General features: G+C 41.6%; 17 protein-coding genes and 1 pseudogene. 5 read left to right on the top strand and 13 right to left on the bottom strand.

The window, feature by feature from the left end:
• Positions 1-146 precede the first annotated feature (146 nt).
• Positions 147-1,296, bottom strand: a pseudogene (locus tag JEU79_RS28780) (IS3 family transposase).
• A gap of 76 nt (positions 1,297-1,372) precedes the next feature.
• Between JEU79_RS28780 and JEU79_RS17355 the strand changes: the two are divergent.
• Positions 1,373-1,741 carry a SecY-interacting protein Syd gene (locus JEU79_RS17355; RefSeq protein WP_281400949.1) on the top strand — a complete coding sequence of 123 codons (369 nt, stop codon included), beginning with the start codon at positions 1,373-1,375 and terminating at the stop codon, positions 1,739-1,741.
• Positions 1,742-1,787: 46 nt separating this feature from the next.
• On the top strand, positions 1,788-2,639 hold the full coding sequence (locus tag JEU79_RS17350) for a PP2C family protein-serine/threonine phosphatase (protein WP_198265116.1): 852 nt from the start codon (positions 1,788-1,790) through the stop codon (positions 2,637-2,639).
• 150 nt (positions 2,640-2,789) lie between these two features.
• On the opposite strand, the gene JEU79_RS17345 is transcribed toward JEU79_RS17350, so the two are convergent.
• Together JEU79_RS17345 and dusA are read right to left on the bottom strand one after the other, a co-directional pair.
• Positions 2,790-2,930: a hypothetical protein gene (locus JEU79_RS17345; RefSeq protein ID WP_198265115.1), complete on the bottom strand. Its 141-nt coding sequence runs from the start codon at positions 2,928-2,930 to the stop codon at positions 2,790-2,792.
• A 225-nt stretch (positions 2,931-3,155) separates the two neighbouring features.
• Positions 3,156-4,136 (bottom strand): tRNA dihydrouridine(20/20a) synthase DusA, encoded by a 981-nt coding sequence (gene dusA, locus JEU79_RS17340; protein ID WP_198265114.1) that lies wholly within the window; start codon positions 4,134-4,136, stop codon positions 3,156-3,158.
• A gap of 267 nt (positions 4,137-4,403) precedes the next feature.
• Here dusA and JEU79_RS17335 point away from each other — a divergent pair, with 267 nt between their 5' ends.
• Complete coding sequence (locus JEU79_RS17335) at positions 4,404-6,332, top strand: transglycosylase SLT domain-containing protein (protein WP_198265113.1); 1,929 nt, start codon at positions 4,404-4,406, stop codon at positions 6,330-6,332.
• Between the two features lie 2 nt (positions 6,333-6,334).
• Positions 6,335-7,186: a thymidylate synthase gene (locus tag JEU79_RS17330; RefSeq protein WP_198265112.1), complete on the top strand. Its 852-nt coding sequence runs from the start codon at positions 6,335-6,337 to the stop codon at positions 7,184-7,186.
• Positions 7,187-7,396: 210 nt separating this feature from the next.
• On the opposite strand, the gene JEU79_RS17325 is transcribed toward JEU79_RS17330, so the two are convergent.
• Entirely contained in the window at positions 7,397-8,326 is a 930-nt protein-coding gene (locus JEU79_RS17325; RefSeq protein WP_198265111.1) for a TauD/TfdA family dioxygenase, read from the bottom strand.
• Positions 8,327-8,754: 428 nt separating this feature from the next.
• Between JEU79_RS17325 and dsrE2 (JEU79_RS17320) the strand changes: the two genes are divergently transcribed.
• On the top strand, positions 8,755-9,282 hold the full coding sequence (gene dsrE2 / locus JEU79_RS17320; RefSeq protein ID WP_198265110.1) for a sulfur carrier protein DsrE2: 528 nt from the start codon (positions 8,755-8,757) through the stop codon (positions 9,280-9,282).
• 73 nt (positions 9,283-9,355) lie between these two features.
• On the opposite strand, the gene dsrE2 (JEU79_RS17315) is transcribed toward dsrE2 (JEU79_RS17320), so the two are convergent.
• The 9 genes from dsrE2 (JEU79_RS17315) to gcvH all read right to left on the bottom strand — a co-directional run bounded on the left by dsrE2 (JEU79_RS17315) (position 9,356) and on the right by gcvH (position 17,648).
• Complete coding sequence (gene dsrE2, locus JEU79_RS17315; protein ID WP_198265109.1) at positions 9,356-9,820, bottom strand: sulfur carrier protein DsrE2; 465 nt, start codon at positions 9,818-9,820, stop codon at positions 9,356-9,358.
• Positions 9,813-10,613 (bottom strand): prolipoprotein diacylglyceryl transferase, encoded by an 801-nt coding sequence (lgt, locus tag JEU79_RS17310; RefSeq protein ID WP_198265108.1) that lies wholly within the window; start codon positions 10,611-10,613, stop codon positions 9,813-9,815. The genes dsrE2 (JEU79_RS17315) and lgt overlap by 8 nt, the downstream gene beginning before the upstream one ends.
• The gene (locus JEU79_RS17305; protein ID WP_198265107.1) at positions 10,613-11,809 is read right to left on the bottom strand and encodes a class I SAM-dependent rRNA methyltransferase; all 1,197 of its coding nucleotides are present in this window, start codon (positions 11,807-11,809) and stop codon (positions 10,613-10,615) included. The genes lgt and JEU79_RS17305 overlap by 1 nt, the downstream gene beginning before the upstream one ends.
• Before the next feature lie 323 nt (positions 11,810-12,132).
• The gene (locus JEU79_RS17300; RefSeq protein WP_198265106.1) at positions 12,133-12,354 is read right to left on the bottom strand and encodes a cold-shock protein; all 222 of its coding nucleotides are present in this window, start codon (positions 12,352-12,354) and stop codon (positions 12,133-12,135) included.
• 484 nt (positions 12,355-12,838) lie between these two features.
• The gene (locus JEU79_RS17295) at positions 12,839-13,771 is read right to left on the bottom strand and encodes a carbohydrate kinase family protein (protein ID WP_198265105.1); all 933 of its coding nucleotides are present in this window, start codon (positions 13,769-13,771) and stop codon (positions 12,839-12,841) included.
• Between the two features lie 37 nt (positions 13,772-13,808).
• Positions 13,809-14,171 carry a diacylglycerol kinase gene (locus JEU79_RS17290; protein WP_198265104.1) on the bottom strand — a complete coding sequence of 121 codons (363 nt, stop codon included), beginning with the start codon at positions 14,169-14,171 and terminating at the stop codon, positions 13,809-13,811.
• A 135-nt stretch (positions 14,172-14,306) separates the two neighbouring features.
• Positions 14,307-15,800 (bottom strand): aminomethyl-transferring glycine dehydrogenase subunit GcvPB, encoded by a 1,494-nt coding sequence (gcvPB, locus tag JEU79_RS17285; RefSeq protein ID WP_198265103.1) that lies wholly within the window; start codon positions 15,798-15,800, stop codon positions 14,307-14,309.
• Complete coding sequence (gene gcvPA, locus JEU79_RS17280) at positions 15,793-17,208, bottom strand: aminomethyl-transferring glycine dehydrogenase subunit GcvPA (protein ID WP_198265102.1); 1,416 nt, start codon at positions 17,206-17,208, stop codon at positions 15,793-15,795. The genes gcvPB and gcvPA overlap by 8 nt, the downstream gene beginning before the upstream one ends.
• A 44-nt stretch (positions 17,209-17,252) precedes the next feature.
• Positions 17,253-17,648, bottom strand: a complete 396-nt coding sequence (gcvH, locus tag JEU79_RS17275) for a glycine cleavage system protein GcvH (protein WP_198265101.1) — start codon at positions 17,646-17,648, stop codon at positions 17,253-17,255.
• Positions 17,649-17,656: the final 8 nt, after the last annotated feature.

Genomic DNA, 17,656 nt, shown 5'->3' with positions numbered 1-17,656 from the left:
TGTTGGTTATTTATAGTATTAGTCTTATCCACATATCCACAGGTCTGCCAGTAGTCCAGAGACGCTTGCGATATATCTCAGGGCTACTGGCTTGGCCTGTGGATATGTGGACAAGGCGGTTGCCAGTAAAGTTGATTATCCTCTCATCATGCTGCCCGTTTTAAGTCTGGAACAACTTCTTTCATCACGCCATAGATCTCTGCAGGCGTTTTTCCACCGTGTGTACTGTGTGGTCGTTCATGGTTGTAAAACTCAAAATATTCCTTTAATGAGCTCTTTAGCTCATCAATACTTTGGTAATCCTTGAGGTAAATTTCCTCATATTTTACACTTCGCCAGAGTCGTTCAATCATAATGTTATCCATTGCTCTGCCTTTGCCGTCCATGCTGATTTTTATATCATTGGCCTTTAGAACACCTGTAAATGCTCTGCTAGTATATTGAGCACCTTGATCCGTATTGAAGATTTCTGGCTTTCCATATCGTCGCAGTGCTGTTTCCAGACTACTGATACAAAAGCTTTCTTCCATGCTGGTTGACACTTCCCAGGACAGCACAAAACGGCTACTCCAGTCCATAACAGCACTTAGGTAGACAAATCCATGTGGCATCCGTAAATACGTGATATCTGTGCACCAAACCTGGTTATTCCTATTAATATCAATTCCTTTGAGCAAATATGGATAGAGGTTATTTACTTTGCAAGGCTTGCTGGTATTGGGTTTTGGTGCCACTGAAACCTCCCATGATCCGCATAAGCCGTTGAACTTTTTACGATTAATTTTATAACATTTCAATCTTAATGCATTACGAATTTGACGACTGCCATAGAATGGATGTTTTATGTACAACTCATCAATCAAATTCATTAATGTTAAATCTTTATTTTGCAGAGGCTTTTAGGTTGATAGTAATAGCTTGAACGGTTCAGGCCGATAAGCTCACATTGTTTTTGATGCTCAACTGAGGGTGCTCTTTTCTATGCAACACCGCTTTTCTGCTCTACTCAGTTGAACATCTTCAACTTTTTTGACAGCCAGTCAGCCTCTACTTTTAGTTGACCTATTTGGCTGTACAGGTGTTCTTTTTCCTTTTCATGTTCAGCATCTTTATTCTCTAATTTTTTTTGAAAAAGTATCGGCTGCACCATCAAGCATCTGCTTTTTCCAGCTATTGACCTGGGTGGTGTGCACTTCAAATTCTGACGCAATTTCTGCGACTGTTTTTGACCTTTCAAAGCTCAATGGCTACTTTTGCTTTAAATTTGTTGTTGAATGTTTTTCTTTTTGTGCTCATTTTTTTGTTCCCCGTTAGGTTAGCTCTTATATCTTAACCTATTGTCCAGTTTTCGGGGTCCACTATAAATAATAATTTGGGAGGCTTGGAAAAAGCCTTGGACACCGAAATACGCCCGGAAATTAAACTATTTTTTAGTCATTACTGGTCGGATCAAATTGATACTATTTTTCAACAGGGTAATTTAACACTTTTATTTGTCTGGAACAGCGCAGATATGGATCGCCTGATTGAAAATCAAATTGGCCATGCCTTGGGTAAATTACGCAATAAACAAACTCTAACTTTTTTTATTGCCTGTACTGATTCAGACTACATGATCAGTGTTGAAAATGATTCTGGTCAGGTGGTACTGGAACGCCCGGGCTATCCGGTAGAAAAAGTGCTGGCCAGTGACCTGAACCAATTCATTAATGAACTGGACTATGGAAAACGCCACGCCTAATCTTCAACCTAAAAAAATCGCACTGAAATAGCGCTGAGACAATTTTATGCTGAAAAAGTTTTTCGATAAACTGACTTATAAGCCCGATCCCATTCGGCTCTATTCTGCAGGCATAAGCGATGTCGGCCAACGCAGAGATCACAATGAAGATAATTTTCTTATTGATGAAAAGTTAGGCTTGTTTATTGTCGCCGATGGCATGGGCGGGCATGAAGAAGGCGAAGTGGCTAGTAAATTAGCCATTGAAACTCTTTTTAACCATATCAAAAAACTGGACGACAAGCTTCAACAGCCTTCTCTTCAAGAAAAGCATAAGAGTAAGAGCAGCTCAGAAATCATCCATCAATTATTACAAGATGCTATTGAGGATGCCAACAATCAAACCCATTGCTACAACTTAGCTAAAGGTCTGGCCGAAGGCCGGGGCATGGGTACAACCGTCACCGGATTTTTAATCGCTTCAATGAGTAGCGCTCTGAATCATTCCGCAACAAGCCTCACTAAGAAAAAGCTCTATGCTTTTAATGTCGGGGATAGTCGTACTTATTGTTATAATCAGGGTACATTAAAACAACTGAGCACCGATCATAGTCATTATCAACTCTGGGTAGAAACAGGCAAAGACGGCGACCCTCCCAAGCATAATATTATTTATAAGGCCATCGGCCCCTGGCGTCGAGTAGTGGCCGAGCAACATACAGTGACGATTAAAGAAAATGATATTTTTCTGCTCTGCTCAGACGGCCTCTCTGATATGCTTTCTGATCAAGAAATACGTCACTGCCTCCATGCACAACGCAAACAATCACTCAAGAAAATGGCTCAAGCATTAGTGGATGCCGCCAACAATGCTGGCGGCAAAGATAATATTAGCGTGGTGTTAGTTAAACCTTCCTGAATTCAAGTCTTAAAATCATTTTTCTCTTCTAGGATTATAATTTTGACAACATCTCATTTATTAATTTTTGACTAATTCTGTAGCCCTGCTCAATAGCAAGTTGTAAAAAATCTCTCGCTTCATTCTCTTGCATATAATTTTTTTTGATCTTTAGATAATTTCATCATTAAACGACACAGCCAAGCCAATAGGCTTGCTATGCTTTGTTATCAAGGTGTATTCATGCGCATCTAAGGCTTTAGTCAAATTAGCAGGATTGTTTTGTAATTCCTTTATACCCAAAGAGTTCATATTATTCGCCTCATTAAATTATACCTACACTTAGTAGTATAATAGAAAAAAGTAATCAACAATTGGGACTGACCCAATAAGCCCATTTATCTTTACACTTGTAGGATGTGGTGAGTGCAACGAAGCGCATCAAAAATGTTTGTTTAAAGCCTTTGATGCGGTTCGTTCCTCACCACATCCTACATTTGAAGTGTAAAGCAGGTTGATCGATCCCAAACAATAGCCCTAATCACAATCCACTTCTTCCATTGCCCTGATGAGCAAGTCTGCACCCTGATCTTTTTTCCAGGCATTTTCGCTTAATACCCGACGAAAATGTTTTGCTCCCGGACAAGCGTGCATCAGTCCTAGTACATGGCGAGTAAGATGAATTAAGGGCACACCCTGAGTTATTTGCTGTTCAACATAGTCAGCATAGGCATGAATAATGGTTTTTCTGCTGGGAGCAGCCTGTTCAGAGCCATAAAAGAGTTGATCCACTTGCGCCATTAAATAACTATTATGATAGGCTTCACGCCCTATCATAACCCCATCCACATGCTCCAGATGCATTTGCATATCTGCCAAGGTTTTAATACCGCCATTGATAGTGATATGTAAATCGGGAAAGTCTTTTTTTAGCTGATAAACAAAATCATAACGTAACGGAGGTACATCACGGTTCTGCTTGGGACTCAAGCCTTCTAGCCAGGCTTTTCGAGCGTGAATAGTAAAATAACGGCAACCCGTTTCGCTAACCGACGCGACTAAATCCTGTAGTTGCTCATAGTGATCTTCGTGATCAATACCGATACGGGTTTTGATTGAAATGGGGATATCCACGCTATCAATCATAGCGCCAATACATTCAGCAACCAAAGCAGGCTTAGCCATTAAACAAGCACCAAAAGCACCGGCTTGTACCCGATCACTGGGGCAACCGACATTCAAATTCACTTCATCATAGCCATATTGCTCAGCCTGACGACAACAATGTGCCAAATCAACCGGATCACTGCCCCCAAGCTGTAAGCTTAGAGGGTTTTCTGTCTCGCTATAAGCGAGGAAACGCTCAAGATTATTGCCATAAACAATCGCCCCGGTCGTCACCATTTCTGTGTATAACCACATTTCTTTGGAAATCAGACGTAATAAATAGCGAAAATGCCGATCAGTCCAATCGAGCATGGGGGCTAAACTGACCCTACGGGGATTACTAGGAGACATTAAGACAAACCCTTGGTTATTCTAGGATTATAAAAGTAAGCTGATAAAAGCATAACTTCTGTAAAATAAGTGCGTATAATACTATACTTTAGCCTGTAAAATTAGTACCCCAATTAAGGCTGATAATTTTAACACTCGCGGTAAACTAGCAACACCTGAAACCAACGCAAGAAACGGAAAAATTACTCCATGTCATGTTCGTACCACTTATCGTCTCAATCTGGTATTAAACGCTCCACTATTTTACTGTTCTGTTTTTTCTTTTTCATGTCATCTTCAGTATTTGCTAATAACACCCCGACAATTGATCTCACTGATCACTATAAAAAACAGCGTAGCCTCTTTCTAAAGGCCGAAACCGCCCTAAAAAAACAACAGCATAGTCGCTATAAAAAATACTATCAGCAACTTGATGGCTACCCGTTACAGGCATATTTAAAATACAAAGAATACCGTAATAAATTATCCCGTTTAAACGAAAAACAAGTACTACAATTTTTTAAAGACTATAAAAATACACCTTATGAAGGCTGGCTACGCACTGCCTGGCTGGATAAACAGGCCAAACGTGAACAATGGCAGCAATACCTCAATGCCTATACGCCACAAAAATCAACCCAGCGACAATGCCATCAAGTCAATGCCTTACTTAAAACAGGCCATAAAACCCAGGCCTACAAATTAATCCCAAACCTCTGGCTAGTGGGTGAATCACAGCCCCGCAGTTGTGACCCAATTTTTAAAGCCTTTAAGCAAGCGGGAAAAATGACGCCTGAGCTGCTCTGGGGACGCATTAATATCGCCATGCAAAAAGGCCGTACCAGCCTAGCCTCTTATCTGGCGCGCTCATTGAACAAGTCCGATCAAGCCTGGGTCAAAGAATGGGGTAAAATATACCGTCAGCCCGCACAGGTACTTAAAAGCCGACTATTAGCTCAAACACCGGCCTCTAAACAGAAGCAATTATTGAGAAGCACTATTCAGGTTCAGGCTGTGGAACGTATGGCACGCAGACAGGCCAAAGCGGCAATAAAACTTTTATCTGCTTTGGAAAAAAAGCATCAATTTTCATCCTCTGAACAAGATCAAATGTACCGCGCCATTGGCATGAAACTGGCCTATAAACATGGTGATAATGCTTGGTTCTGGCTAGATAAAATCAGTGATAATAATAGTGACGAGACGGTGCGCCAATGGCGTGCGCGTAGCGCTATTCGCGAGGGCATCTGGCCAGCCATTACCAGCTCAATTAATCGCATGACCGAAGAAGAACAAAAAAGTTTTCGCTGGCAATATTGGCTAGCGGCAGGCAAAGAACAGCGTGGTGATAAAAAAGCCGCCCAAGCTGACTGGTCTGAATTAGCTCAAAACCGCAGTTATTATGGCTTTTTAGCCGCCGATAAAATGGCTATGCCCTATGAATTTCATAATACTCCACTCGCCACCACAAATAAATCATTACAACGTATAGCCACTCATCCTGGAATTCAACGCGCCCGTGAATTTTATCTCTTAGGTCGTACCATTGAAGCCCGACGGGAATGGTATTACACCACTCGCAAGCAAATGCCCAATGATGACCGCGCCATTGCCGCCAAAGTTGCCCAGCACTGGGGCTGGCATAACCGTGCTATTATCACCATGGCACACACCAAAGAGCGCAATGATATCGACTTACGCTTTCCGATTTTGCAAAAAGAACGGGTAATAAAATACTCCCATAAACATAAGCTGCAACCTGCCTATACACTGGCCGTTATTCGCCGTGAAAGTGCCTTTGCAACGGATGCACGCTCCCGTGTAGGCGCATTAGGTTTGATGCAAATCATGCCCGCCACTGGCAAAGTCATTGCACGTAAATTGAAAGTGAAATTTAATAGCAAAAATCAATTGCTCAGCCCAGAAACAAACGTCAAATTTGGCACCAAATACCTCAATATGATGTTAAAGAAGTTTTACAAACAACCGGCACTGGCCAGTGCCGCCTATAATGCGGGCGGTCATCGAGTCAGAGCTTGGTTGCCTGATGGACAGGACATGAAAGCTGATCGCTGGATTGAGAGCATTCCTTTTAAAGAAACTCGTGAATATGTCAGCAGCATTCTGGCTTATACCGCTATTTATGAACAACGTCTGGATCTACCACAAACGCGATTAAGCGCGGTAATGCCGGATGTCCCTAAGAAGAAAAAATAAAAATGAAGCAATACCTTGAACTATGCCAGAGAATCGTTGATGACGGGGTTTGGGTAAACAATGAGAGAACGGGAAAACGTTGTCTCACGGTCATTAATGCTGACCTTACTTATGATGTAGCCGGTCTTAAATTTCCCTTAGTCACCACCAGAAAGAGTTTCTGGAAATCTGCTATTGCGGAGATTATTGGCTATATTCGTGGTTATGACAATGCCGCTGATTTTCGCAAAATCGGCACTAAGACCTGGGATGCCAATGCCAATGAAAATCCTGACTGGCTTGCAAATCCTTACCGTAAAGGGATAGATGATTGTGGTTTGATTTATGGCAAAATTGGCCGTAATTTCCCCAAGCCTGATGGGGGTAGTGTGGATATTTTGCGGCAAATTGTTGATAACTTATCCAAGGGCATCGATAATCGTGGTGAAATCTATACCTTTTATCATCCCGGCGCATTTCACATGGCTTGCTTACGTCCCTGTATGTACAGCCACCATTTTTCATTGCTGGATGGCACACTTTATCTCAATAGTACCCAACGATCATGTGACGTACCCTTGGGACTCAACTTCAATATGGTGCAAGTCTACGTATTTTTAGCCTTAATGGCACAAATCACCGGCAATAAAGCAGGCCAAGCCTATCATAAAATTGTTAATGCCCACATTTATGAAGACCAATTAGATTTAATGCGTGATGTGCAGTTAAAACGTGAGCCCTTCCCTGCGCCACAACTGAAAATCAATCCGGATATCAAGTCACTAAATGATCTGGAAACTTGGGTAACAATGGATGATTTTGAAGTTACTGGCTATGAACATCACGAGGCAATTAAATATCCTTTTTCTGTTTAGTGAGTGCCTATCCGTAAATAGGTTTTTTATATAAAGAACCGTAGGGTGGGCATGGCTTTATCTGCCCACGCTGACTCAAGCGCTTATTATGTACACTTTCAGCGTGGGCACAAAAGCATGCCCACCCTACAGTCATAACTATCAAATAATTCTAGAATAAACGGATGGACACTAGTGAGTATCCATCCAACCCCACCGGTAATATATCGATTAGCCATAAATATCATGCACATTCGTATTGGCTAAACGATCATAATACCGAGCCCGATAAATCAATCTTTTTTGCTGATCACTGTCTTCAAAGGCACTGCGATCATGTAGCACATTATTACTAATCAGCCCCATTCCAGGCTCTAGCTTACCCTGATAAATGTACTTTGAATCACTCTCAAGAAAAGCTTCTAAAAAGGCCAAAGCAGCCTGGGTCAGGGGATCATTTTTCCAAATGACATTTTGTGTACGAATAGTGTAGCGCATGTGTAAGTCACCCGTCATCGCATTGATCGAGAAGACCGGTCCGACTTCTTCTTGACGCGCAACAACACCATCAGAACTAATTCTTGCCGGTATTGTCATCACATCATCAGCCATCAAGGCTCGAATATAATCAGGGTTTTCATCGCGCAATTTGAGATAGGCAATTTCGTGATCGAGCAAACGATTTTCACCGCCTATAGCTGCGGACATGACACAATGTAAGTTCAGCCCATGGATTTGTTTGTCTGCTTTATTGTAATAACCATCAGTATGCCAGTTGATGGCACGATTACTATAGGGGATATAATTTTGCCGCGCACCATCATCAACGACGGTTAATGAGGTCAGACCACTTTCATCAGCCAACCAATTATGATCTAATTTAAGGAGCTTGAAGGCTCGACCCATCGACAGTGGAATTTCCGGATCGGGATCATCAGCCGTCTTGCCGGCATAAATGACCATATTGGATTTTTGACAGACTGCCAATAGTTTTTGCTTCTCAAGCCGAGTGAGTTGTCGAGGATCATTGATTTCAACAATCAATTCACCTAGGTTATCAGGATAGCCTAGTAGTTTTTTATCACGCCAATGCTGGTAAAAATCATCATCATTCAAAGCAAAAGGTGTTGTTATAGAACTTGTTATTTTATGACTTAGCATATTGTCTTTTCTCTTAAATCCGCTTTCTGACTGTTATTAAAATATAATTAGTCGCAAAGTGAATTGACGAAGATCAGAGAAAAGCAGTTATTTGCCTTAAAATAGTGAAAAATTACGCTTGAGGGAAGAGAATGTTCATAATATTGGCTATTTTTTCTTTTTTTATGGGCTTTTGAATAATCCCATTCATACGCACTTCTTGGCCATCACACGCTATCCTCACGTTACAAATAAATTGTAGTCCAGGAAAACACTAAATAACAGATTTTACGTAGAATAAATTATTGAAAAAAACAATTAAAATACATGAAAAAAGCCATTTTTTTGCTACAGAGTTTGAACAATGGTAGACTGGGGTATTCCACTATAAGAAACTTATAGATTTATTTTATTATAATATGATACTTATTGCCCTTGGAGATATATAGATGTCAAAAAATTCGAATACCAAATTAACCATTATCGCAACTAAAGGTACATTGGACTGGGGTTATCCTCCTTTCATTCTAGCCAGTACTGCAGCAGCGCTAGGTAAAGATGTCTCAATCTTTTTTACCTTTTATGGTCTGAGACTCTTATTAAAAGACACCAGTTCATTAAAAGTCTCTCCTATTGGTAACCCTGATATGCCAATGAAAATGCCTATGGGACCAAGCTGGTTCAGAAGCATCGACTGGGCACCTAAAATACCTAACATCGTATGGCAGATTCCTGGCATTGAGACTTTTGCCACGACAATGATGAAGAAAACCATCAAGAACACTGGTGTAGCACCATTAGAAGAGTTACGTGATTTATGTCAGGAAGCAGAAGTTAAATTCCTTGCTTGTCAGATGACAGTGGATTTGTTTGGCTTTGATCAGGCTGATTTCATTGACGGTATTGAGTTTGTTGGTGCAGCGAGTTACTTCGAAGAGTCTAACGATTCAACTTGTACTCAATCTTTGTACATGTAAGTAAAGCTCCAAATGACATTGCCAAAAATGAGTGTTCATCTCATTTTTGACAATAGATTCAAGTTTTAATCCATTAGATATAAAGCGCTATATCCGAATCCCCCGCAAAGCTAAAAAATGCTGCCGCCCCGGCGTAAGATGCCTCATCAATAAACGTATTAATATCCATTTCAAATAAATCTACAGTCATCTGACAAGCAATAAATTTAACATCTGCCTCTAGACAAAGTTGTCGTAATTCATCCAATGGTGCGACGCCCTTATCCTCCATTTTTTTCTTCATCATACTGGTCATAAAATGCTGCATGCCCGGCAAGGCCTGTACTAAAACCGGCAAAGGAAATGGCATCGGCATACCGGGGTTACCTAATGACGAAACCTCTAAATCTAAATTCTTTTGTAATAATTTTAAACCATAAAAGGTGAAAAATATTTCTACATCATAGCCGAGAGCCGCTGCTGTTGAACTGAGAATAAAGGGCGGATAAGCCCAATCCAAAGTACCTTTAGTGGCAATAATCGCCATTTTTTTATGCATTTTTCTCCCCTCTATAAGCAGACCAGATTAAATACAGGCCTAATAACAACATCGGGAACGATAAAATCATACCCATGGTCAGCCATTCCTGGGCAATAAAGCCTTTATCACCCATGTGTGCATCAGGCTGGCGGACAAATTCTACCAGAGAACGAAATAGACTATAAAGCACTAAGAATAAACCCGATACAGCCCTGCGCGGCCTTGGCTTAGCGGAATAAAACCAGAGAATAATAAATAATAAAATCCCTTCTAAAAAGAATTCATACAACATTGAGGGATGACGAGGCAAGCCTAAAGGGTCGGTTGGGAATATCATCGCCCAGGGCAGATCAGTGGGTCTGCCCCATAATTCGGCATTAATAAAGTTGCCAATACGTCCTGCAGCCAAGCCAAAGGGCACCATGACTGCAATGAAATCCGTTACCGTAAAAAAAGTTTTGTTATTTTTGCGAGCAAACAACCACATGGCAGCCAAAACGCCTAACAAGCCACCGTGGAATGACATTCCACCTTTTTGTACCTGAAATAAAATCAGTGGATCATGAATAAAATAGTCCCAATTATAAAATAGGGTATAACCAATACGCCCACCGAGCACCACACCTAAAGCGCCATAAAATAACAAGTCGTCAATTTGCACATAAGTCCAGTTAACGTGCTTTTGCTTGCTTTTGAGACGGGCAAACAACCAAAAGCCGGCAAAGGCCACCAAATAGGTAATACCATACCAATGAATTTTTAATGGCCCGACAGCTAAAGCAACCGGATCAATTTCTGGATAAGCAATCATTAGGTGGGCGTCACTCTGGATAGAAAGGATTTAATATAGGCCGTTTCAGGTAATGCAGGGTGAATAGGATGATCGGGGCTTTGATGTCCCTGCTCTAAAATCTGCGCAAAGCGATCTAAATGACGCGCAGCACCCTGAATTTGTTGCACCAGTGTTTCTGCAGGCAAGTGATGGGAGCATGAAGCGCTAACCAGTATGGCATCACGGGTACAAAGTTGCATCGCCATCTGATTCACCCGGCGATAGGCATTTAAACCTTCTTTATAATCTTTTTTGCGTTTAATAAAGGCCGGGGGATCAACAATGACGATATCAAATTTTTCTCTTTCATTGCGCAGGTGTTTCAAGACATCAAAGACATTGCCCTGAATACTGGTAATATTATTAAAATCATTCATGGCCGCACTGGCATCTAACCAATCCAAGGCTTGTTCTGAGGCATCAACACAAAATACTTCACTGGCACCGGCTTTGGCAGCAGCAAGTCCCCAGGCTCCGACATAAGAAAATAAGTCCAAGACTCGCTTACCCTGCGCATATTGCTGTACCCGGGCGCGGTTCATACGATGATCATAAAACCAGCCGGTTTTTTGGCCTTTTTGTATATCTACTTGAAATAGGGTGTCATTTTCTTCAATGGTTGTTAGGCCGGACAAATTGCCTACAATCACTTCATTATAAAGTTCTAGGCCTTCTAGCTCACGCATTTTGACATCATTGCGCAGCAAAATAACTCTCGGCTTGAGCACTTTTTCCAGCGCTTCAATTAATGCTTCTCGTTGTTGCTCCACACCGGCTGTAGTGATCTGCACGACCAGAATATCATTGAAACGATCCACCACCACACCGGGCAGTAAATCACTTTCGCCAAAGATTAGCCGATAATAGGGCTTAGCAAATAAGCGCTCTCGTAAAGACAGGGCTATTTTAATACGGTGCACAAACAAAGAGCGATCCAGCAATACCGAGGTATTTCGACTGATAAAACGCGCACTGATCAAGGAGTGGGGATTAATATAAGCAATGCCTAAAGGCTTGCCTGTTTGACTATGAACAATCACTTGTTCACCGGCAGTAAAGCTTTTTAGAGAGGTTTTCTGGGTATCGATTTCATTGCTATAGACCCAGAGATGGCCTTGGTTTAATCGACGATCCTGACCTTTTTTCAGGTAAACGGAAGCGAGTTCATTGCTCATATAATCAGCTCTTTTAGGCGGGAATTTCAAAAGGCTAATGATAGCACAGATATGACTGCTAGCTTAGGTTCTAGACTGAAAATTTTAGAAATCAGAGCTCGCATTCAAATAACGAAAAAATAATAAGCTCTGATAAAAAGGCTGAGAACGCTCAACCTGCTTTACACTTCAGATGTAGGATGTGGTGAGGAACGAACCGCATCAATTGCTTTGAATAGACGTTTTTGATGCGGTTCGTTGCACTCACCACATCCTACCAATAAAGATAAATAGCTTATTTGATCTGTCCCAAATGCTCAACCAACAGCTAAATTACTTTGGATTTAGTGCGACTCAGTCAAAGAAATAACATCTTCAGCCTGTAGGCCTTTTTGTCCAGTGGTCAGACTAAACTCAACATCTGAACCCTGTTTCAGAGTGCGATAGCCCTCACCACGAATCGAGCGAAAATGAACAAAGATATCCTCATGTTCTTCGAGCACAATAAAACCAAAGCCTTTGGCATTATTGAACCATTTAACTGTTCCTACTTCACGTTTTTCCATTTTTAGATCCCTTACAAATAAAAATAACCGTATTTAATTTTAACGACTGTAATAATTGCAGCAATTAAATGACGTCCTCGTCATTTACTACACTCTTTCACTACAACAAATAACATCACTACATCAAAGCACACAACTGCTTAGTAATTTTTATTTATACGCTTATCAATTTATTTATGCAATACGAAAAATAAAAAATTGCTATTTTAATTTTAGTTTTGTAGTACAGGTATGACATTTTTAATATAAAAGGCAGTTTTTATTGATTTTTATCACAAAAAACCAAAGTCATAAATAAAGCGTTACAAAAAGAGAGTGATTGAATTATGTGCTATATATAAAGCGTTATAGCAATAAAAATACAAAATGAAATACTAAAAAACCCGAAATAAATTCGGGTTTTCCAGTATTCTTTCAAAGAAAATTCATGAAGCATATCAAGAAAAAGAAAGCCTTTTATTAACGGATTAACCCCTGGCAACACTTAAAAATTCATATTAAACTCAGACTGAAAACGTGTTTTAAATTCATCCATGGTAAAATTATGATTCTGTGTGCCATGCTGTTCAATTTTAATTGAACCTAATAAACTAGCGATACGCCCGGTTATTTCCCAGTCTAAATCATTCATCAAACCATATAAAAGACCACTGCGAAAAGCATCACCACAACCCGTCGGATCCTTAATTTCCTTAGCGATAACGACAGGAATCATTATATTCTTATCTTTAGTGACGATTTCAGCACCTTCCCCACCACGAGTAATTATCAATGCTTCAACCTGAGCTGCCACTTCTGCAGGTGACATACCGGTTTTGTCTAAAAACATTTGCATTTCATAATCATTGACCGTCAGCCAGGTTGCCTGCTCTAAAAACAGCTTAAGATCATCTTCACCAAACATTGGCATGCCCTGACCGGGATCGAAAATAAAAGGAATGCCAGCTTCTTTAAACTGACGCGCATGTTCAATCATGCCATCACGGCCATCCGGAGAAACAATACCGATGCTTACTCCCTTGGCATCAGTGACTTTGTTGTTGTGTGAATCACTCATTGCACCAGGATGAAAAGCAGTGATCTGGTTATCATCCTGATCGGTGGTAATAAAAGCCTGCCCCGTATAACTGGTTTCGATTTCAGTCACATATTCACGCGTGATACCGCACTTATCCATCCAGGCAGCATAGGGGGCGAAGTCAGAACCGATAGTGGCCATCGGTGTCACATCACCACCGAGTAAATTAAGTGTATAAGCAATGTTCCCCGCACAGCCACCAAATTCACGACGCATATCCGGCACTAAAAAAGACACATTGAGCATGTGAATTTTGTCTGGTAAAATATGATTTTTAAAACGATCGGGGAAAACCATAATATGATCAAATGCATACGAGCCACAAATTAGAGCTGTCATAAAATTCCTTATAAACTTATTAAATAGTTACAATATATCAATTAAAAAATAAAATCAGTCCCCAAACAACAACGACATTGCTTAGGGCTAAAAAGACCGCTGCCGAGCCCATGTCTTTGGCGCGGCCAGAGAGTTCATGCATTTCTGAGCCAACCCGATCCACTACGGCTTCAATGGCTGAATTTAAAATTTCAACAATTAAGACAATGAACAAACTCGCAATCATTAGCGCTGATTCTAGGCCACTATCACCCAGCCAGATTGCTAGGGGTAATAACACAATGCAAAGAAATAATTCTTCACGAAATGCCGCTTCATGTTTAAACGCTGCTGCAAATCCCTGCATTGAATAGCCACCCGCATCAATGATGCGAGCAATCCCGGTTTTACCTGGTTTCATTTTGGTCGATACCTAATTTTTAACAATATAAAACAGTAGGGTGGGCATGGCTTTATCTGCCCACGCAGACGCCATACCTTGTATGCACTCTTTCAGCGTGGGCACAAAAAGCGTGCCCACCCTACGGTCACTTAATTATTCTTGGTAATAAAAGTTTAAGTCCAGCTCTCTGGCTGCTTTGACATCATCTAAACGTCGTACAGGTAGCTCAAAGGGAGCTTCTTTTAACAAATTAGGCGATTCCATTGCCTCTGCTTTAATTTTTATCATCGTTTCGACAAAGGCATCCAAATCATCACGACTTTCTGTTTCTGTTGGTTCAATTAAGAAACATTCTGGTACTAATAATGGAAAATAAGTCGTCGGCGCATGATAACCATAATCTAATAAACGCTTAGCAAAGTCCATGGCATTGGTACCATATTCTTTGGTTTCCTTGCGTAATGTCAAGATAAATTCATGACTTGCCCGGCGTTCAGGGAAGGCAATTTCAAAGCCTGCATCGGCAAGACGTTTTAATAAATAGTTAGCATTTAAAGTCGCATATTCTGAAACCCGCTCCATGCCATCACGGCCTAATAACAAGGCATAAATATAGGCACGTAACAGTACACCGATATTCCCCATCCAGGCTGAAAGGTGGCCAATGGTCAGAGGCAATTCTTTTTCTGTGACCCAATAATAGCCTTTTTTATCATCATGAGCCACCATTGGTACAGGTAAGAAAGGTTGTAAGCGCTCACTAACACCTACTGGACCGGCACCGGGACCACCACCACCATGCGGTGTAGAAAAGGTTTTATGCAGATTCATGTGAATCACATCAAAGCCCATATCACCGGGCTTCACCTTACCTAAAATGGCATTTAAGTTAGCACCATCATAATACAATAGGCCACCGGCCTTGTGGATCATGTCGGCAATAAGCTTAATTTTTCGTTCAAAAACACCCAAAGTGGAAGGATTGGTCAGCATGATACCTGCTGTTTGTGGGCCAATGATTTTTTCCAATGCTGCAATATCAATATCACCCTGATCATTGGTGGGAATTTCCCTCACCTTGTAACCACACATGACCGCTGTGGCTGGATTAGTGCCATGCGCCGCATCAGGCACAATAATTTCACAGCGTTCAGTATCTTTATTATGATCATGATAGGCGCGTATCATGGCGACACCGGCAAATTCACCTTGCGCACCCGCCATCGGGGTCAGGGAAACCTGCTTCATGCCGGTGGCTTCCATCAGCATATTTTGCAAGTCATACATACAGCTCATAATGCCCTGACTCAGGGAAGGATGTGCCATGGGATGACGACCAATAATACCCGGCAATTGCGCCAGAGTATTACAGGCACGAGGATTATACTTCATGGTACAAGAGCCTAATGGATAGAAGTGCGTATCAATGGAGAAGTTCTTTTGTGATAAGCGCGTATAGTGACGCACGACTTGCAACTCACCCACTTGAGGCAGTTGTAGTTTTTGCTTTCTTTGCAAATGTGCAGGCAGGCTTTTACAAATTTCAGCCACATCAACATTCGGTGCCAGTGAAGAACTACGACGATTTTCATCAGAGCGTTCAAAAATAAGTGGTTCGCCCTGCTGTTCAACGATACGTTTAGTCATTATTGTTCCCCCCTATAGCAGCCAACTCTCTGAGACTGTTCATCACGTGCGCTAAGGATTCAGCAAAAAGACTTAACTCTTCCGCAGTTTTAGTTTCAGTCACACAAATCAGTAATAAATTATCTGCACCGGCATCAGCCGCAAAATCTTTCGAGACATTAATACCACCGACAATGTCTTCTTCTGCCAGATATTCCAGCACCTTATCAACATCCACATCGAGAGAGATAACAAACTCATGGAAGACACTACTACTAAAGGGCAAAGTCACACCCTTAATTTTTTCCACTTGGGTGAGCAAACTCTGGGTATTAGCGATGCAGGAAGCCGCCACTTTTTGCAGGCCGTCCGTACCAAGAAAAGCAACATAGAGCGTCGCTGCTGTGGCCATCAAACCTTGGTTAGTACAAATATTTGAAGTCGCTTTGGAGCGACGAATATGCTGCTCACGGGCTTGCAGGGTCAAAGAAAAACCTGGCTTGCCATCCAAGTCTACTGTGCGTCCCACAATACGACCCGGTAATTGACGTACCAGTTTTTGCTTACAGGTAATAAAGCCGATATAGGGGCCACCTGATGCCAAGGGCACGCCCAAAGGCTGTGCTTCTCCAATGGCAATATCAGCGCCCTTCTCACCCCAATTACCCGGCGCTTCTAATAAAGCCAATGCGATTGGGTTGACTTGGGCAATGACCAGGCCACCATTTTCATGCGCCCAGTCGGTCAAAGTATGTACATCTTCAAGATGTCCCAGATAGTTTGGCTGAGGAATAACTAGGGCAGCAAAAGGTTCGCTTTGTGCTGTTAATTTGCTCATATCAATAGTGCCGGTACTGCTATCAAAATCAATTAATTCCAGGGTAATGCCCTGATTGCTGACAATGGTTTCCACCACTTGACGATATACCGGTGACACATTTTTAGGCATTAGGATACGTTTAGACTTTGCCTTACGATTAGCACGCACCGACATTAAGACCGCTTCGGCCAAACCGGATGCGCCATCGTATAAGGAGGCATTAGAGACATCCATTGCTGTCAAACTGGCCATCATACTTTGGAATTCATACACTACTTGTAAAGTGCCCTGACTGGCTTCGGCCTGATAGGGTGTGTAGGCTGAATAAAATTCACCCCGGGTGGCAATTTCCCATAATGCGGCGGGTATATGATGTTCATAAGCCCCACCTCCGGCAAAGCACAACGGTGTGCCGTCTAACATGGCTTTTTCTGACAACAAGCGTTGCACCAACATTTCGGACTTTCCCTTTGGGACCGCATCCAGTCCGGTATCATCGCCGGTACGCAATGCTTGAGGAATTTCATCAAATAAGTCATTAATGGAATCCGCACCAATTGTCGCCAGCATTTGCTTCACTTCGTCGGGGGTATGGGGTATATATGGCATCGTTTTATCTCAAATATTTATTGCTTAAAAGCTATCTCTAAAAACTAGTGTTCTTCTGACTCAACCAGTTCTGCATAAGCATCCGGATCCATCAAATTATCGATATGACTTTCATTAAAAGGTCTAATACGGAACAACCAACCTTCATGATAAGAATTGACATTGATTTGCTCAGGTGAATCTTCTAGCTCTTCATTCACTGCAACCACTTCGCCTTCGATAGGGCAATAAATATCCGATGCCGCTTTGACTGATTCAACCACAGCACAATCCTGCTCAGCTTCAAATTCATCACCGATATCAGGCAGTTCAACAAAAACCATATCACCTAACAAGCCCTGTGCGTGTTCGGTAATGCCAATAGTTAATGTGCCATCATCTTCAGTACGAACCCATTCATGAGATTTTGTATATTTTAATTCTTGTGGGATATCACTCATTGTTATTT

Origin of the sequence: sulfur-oxidizing endosymbiont of Gigantopelta aegis, from assembly GCF_016097415.1 — a bacterium.
Lineage (GTDB): Bacteria > Pseudomonadota > Gammaproteobacteria > GRL18 > GRL18 > GRL18.
The sequence above is the reverse complement of the archived record's forward strand: the minus strand, read 5'-3'. Positions and strand labels throughout refer to the sequence as shown.

Excerpts from the sequence above, each read along its gene's own strand:
- JEU79_RS17350 (WP_198265116.1), top strand. The coding sequence starts at position 1,788 with ATGCTGAAAAAGTTTTTCGATAAACTGACTTATAAGCCCGATCCCATT.
- JEU79_RS17345 (WP_198265115.1), bottom strand. The coding sequence starts at position 2,930 with ATGAACTCTTTGGGTATAAAGGAATTACAAAACAATCCTGCTAATTTG.
- dusA (WP_198265114.1), bottom strand. The coding sequence starts at position 4,136 with ATGTCTCCTAGTAATCCCCGTAGGGTCAGTTTAGCCCCCATGCTCGAT.
- JEU79_RS17335 (WP_198265113.1), top strand. The coding sequence starts at position 4,404 with ATGTCATCTTCAGTATTTGCTAATAACACCCCGACAATTGATCTCACT.
- JEU79_RS17330 (WP_198265112.1), top strand. The coding sequence starts at position 6,335 with ATGAAGCAATACCTTGAACTATGCCAGAGAATCGTTGATGACGGGGTT.
- JEU79_RS17325 (WP_198265111.1), bottom strand. The coding sequence starts at position 8,326 with ATGCTAAGTCATAAAATAACAAGTTCTATAACAACACCTTTTGCTTTG.
- dsrE2 (WP_198265110.1), top strand. The coding sequence starts at position 8,755 with ATGTCAAAAAATTCGAATACCAAATTAACCATTATCGCAACTAAAGGT.
- dsrE2 (WP_198265109.1), bottom strand. The coding sequence starts at position 9,820 with ATGCATAAAAAAATGGCGATTATTGCCACTAAAGGTACTTTGGATTGG.
- lgt (WP_198265108.1), bottom strand. The coding sequence starts at position 10,613 with ATGATTGCTTATCCAGAAATTGATCCGGTTGCTTTAGCTGTCGGGCCA.
- JEU79_RS17305 (WP_198265107.1), bottom strand. The coding sequence starts at position 11,809 with ATGAGCAATGAACTCGCTTCCGTTTACCTGAAAAAAGGTCAGGATCGT.
- JEU79_RS17300 (WP_198265106.1), bottom strand. The coding sequence starts at position 12,354 with ATGGAAAAACGTGAAGTAGGAACAGTTAAATGGTTCAATAATGCCAAA.
- JEU79_RS17295 (WP_198265105.1), bottom strand. The coding sequence starts at position 13,771 with ATGACAGCTCTAATTTGTGGCTCGTATGCATTTGATCATATTATGGTT.
- JEU79_RS17290 (WP_198265104.1), bottom strand. The coding sequence starts at position 14,171 with ATGAAACCAGGTAAAACCGGGATTGCTCGCATCATTGATGCGGGTGGC.
- gcvPB (WP_198265103.1), bottom strand. The coding sequence starts at position 15,800 with ATGACTAAACGTATCGTTGAACAGCAGGGCGAACCACTTATTTTTGAA.
- gcvPA (WP_198265102.1), bottom strand. The coding sequence starts at position 17,208 with ATGCCATATATACCCCATACCCCCGACGAAGTGAAGCAAATGCTGGCG.
- gcvH (WP_198265101.1), bottom strand. The coding sequence starts at position 17,648 with ATGAGTGATATCCCACAAGAATTAAAATATACAAAATCTCATGAATGG.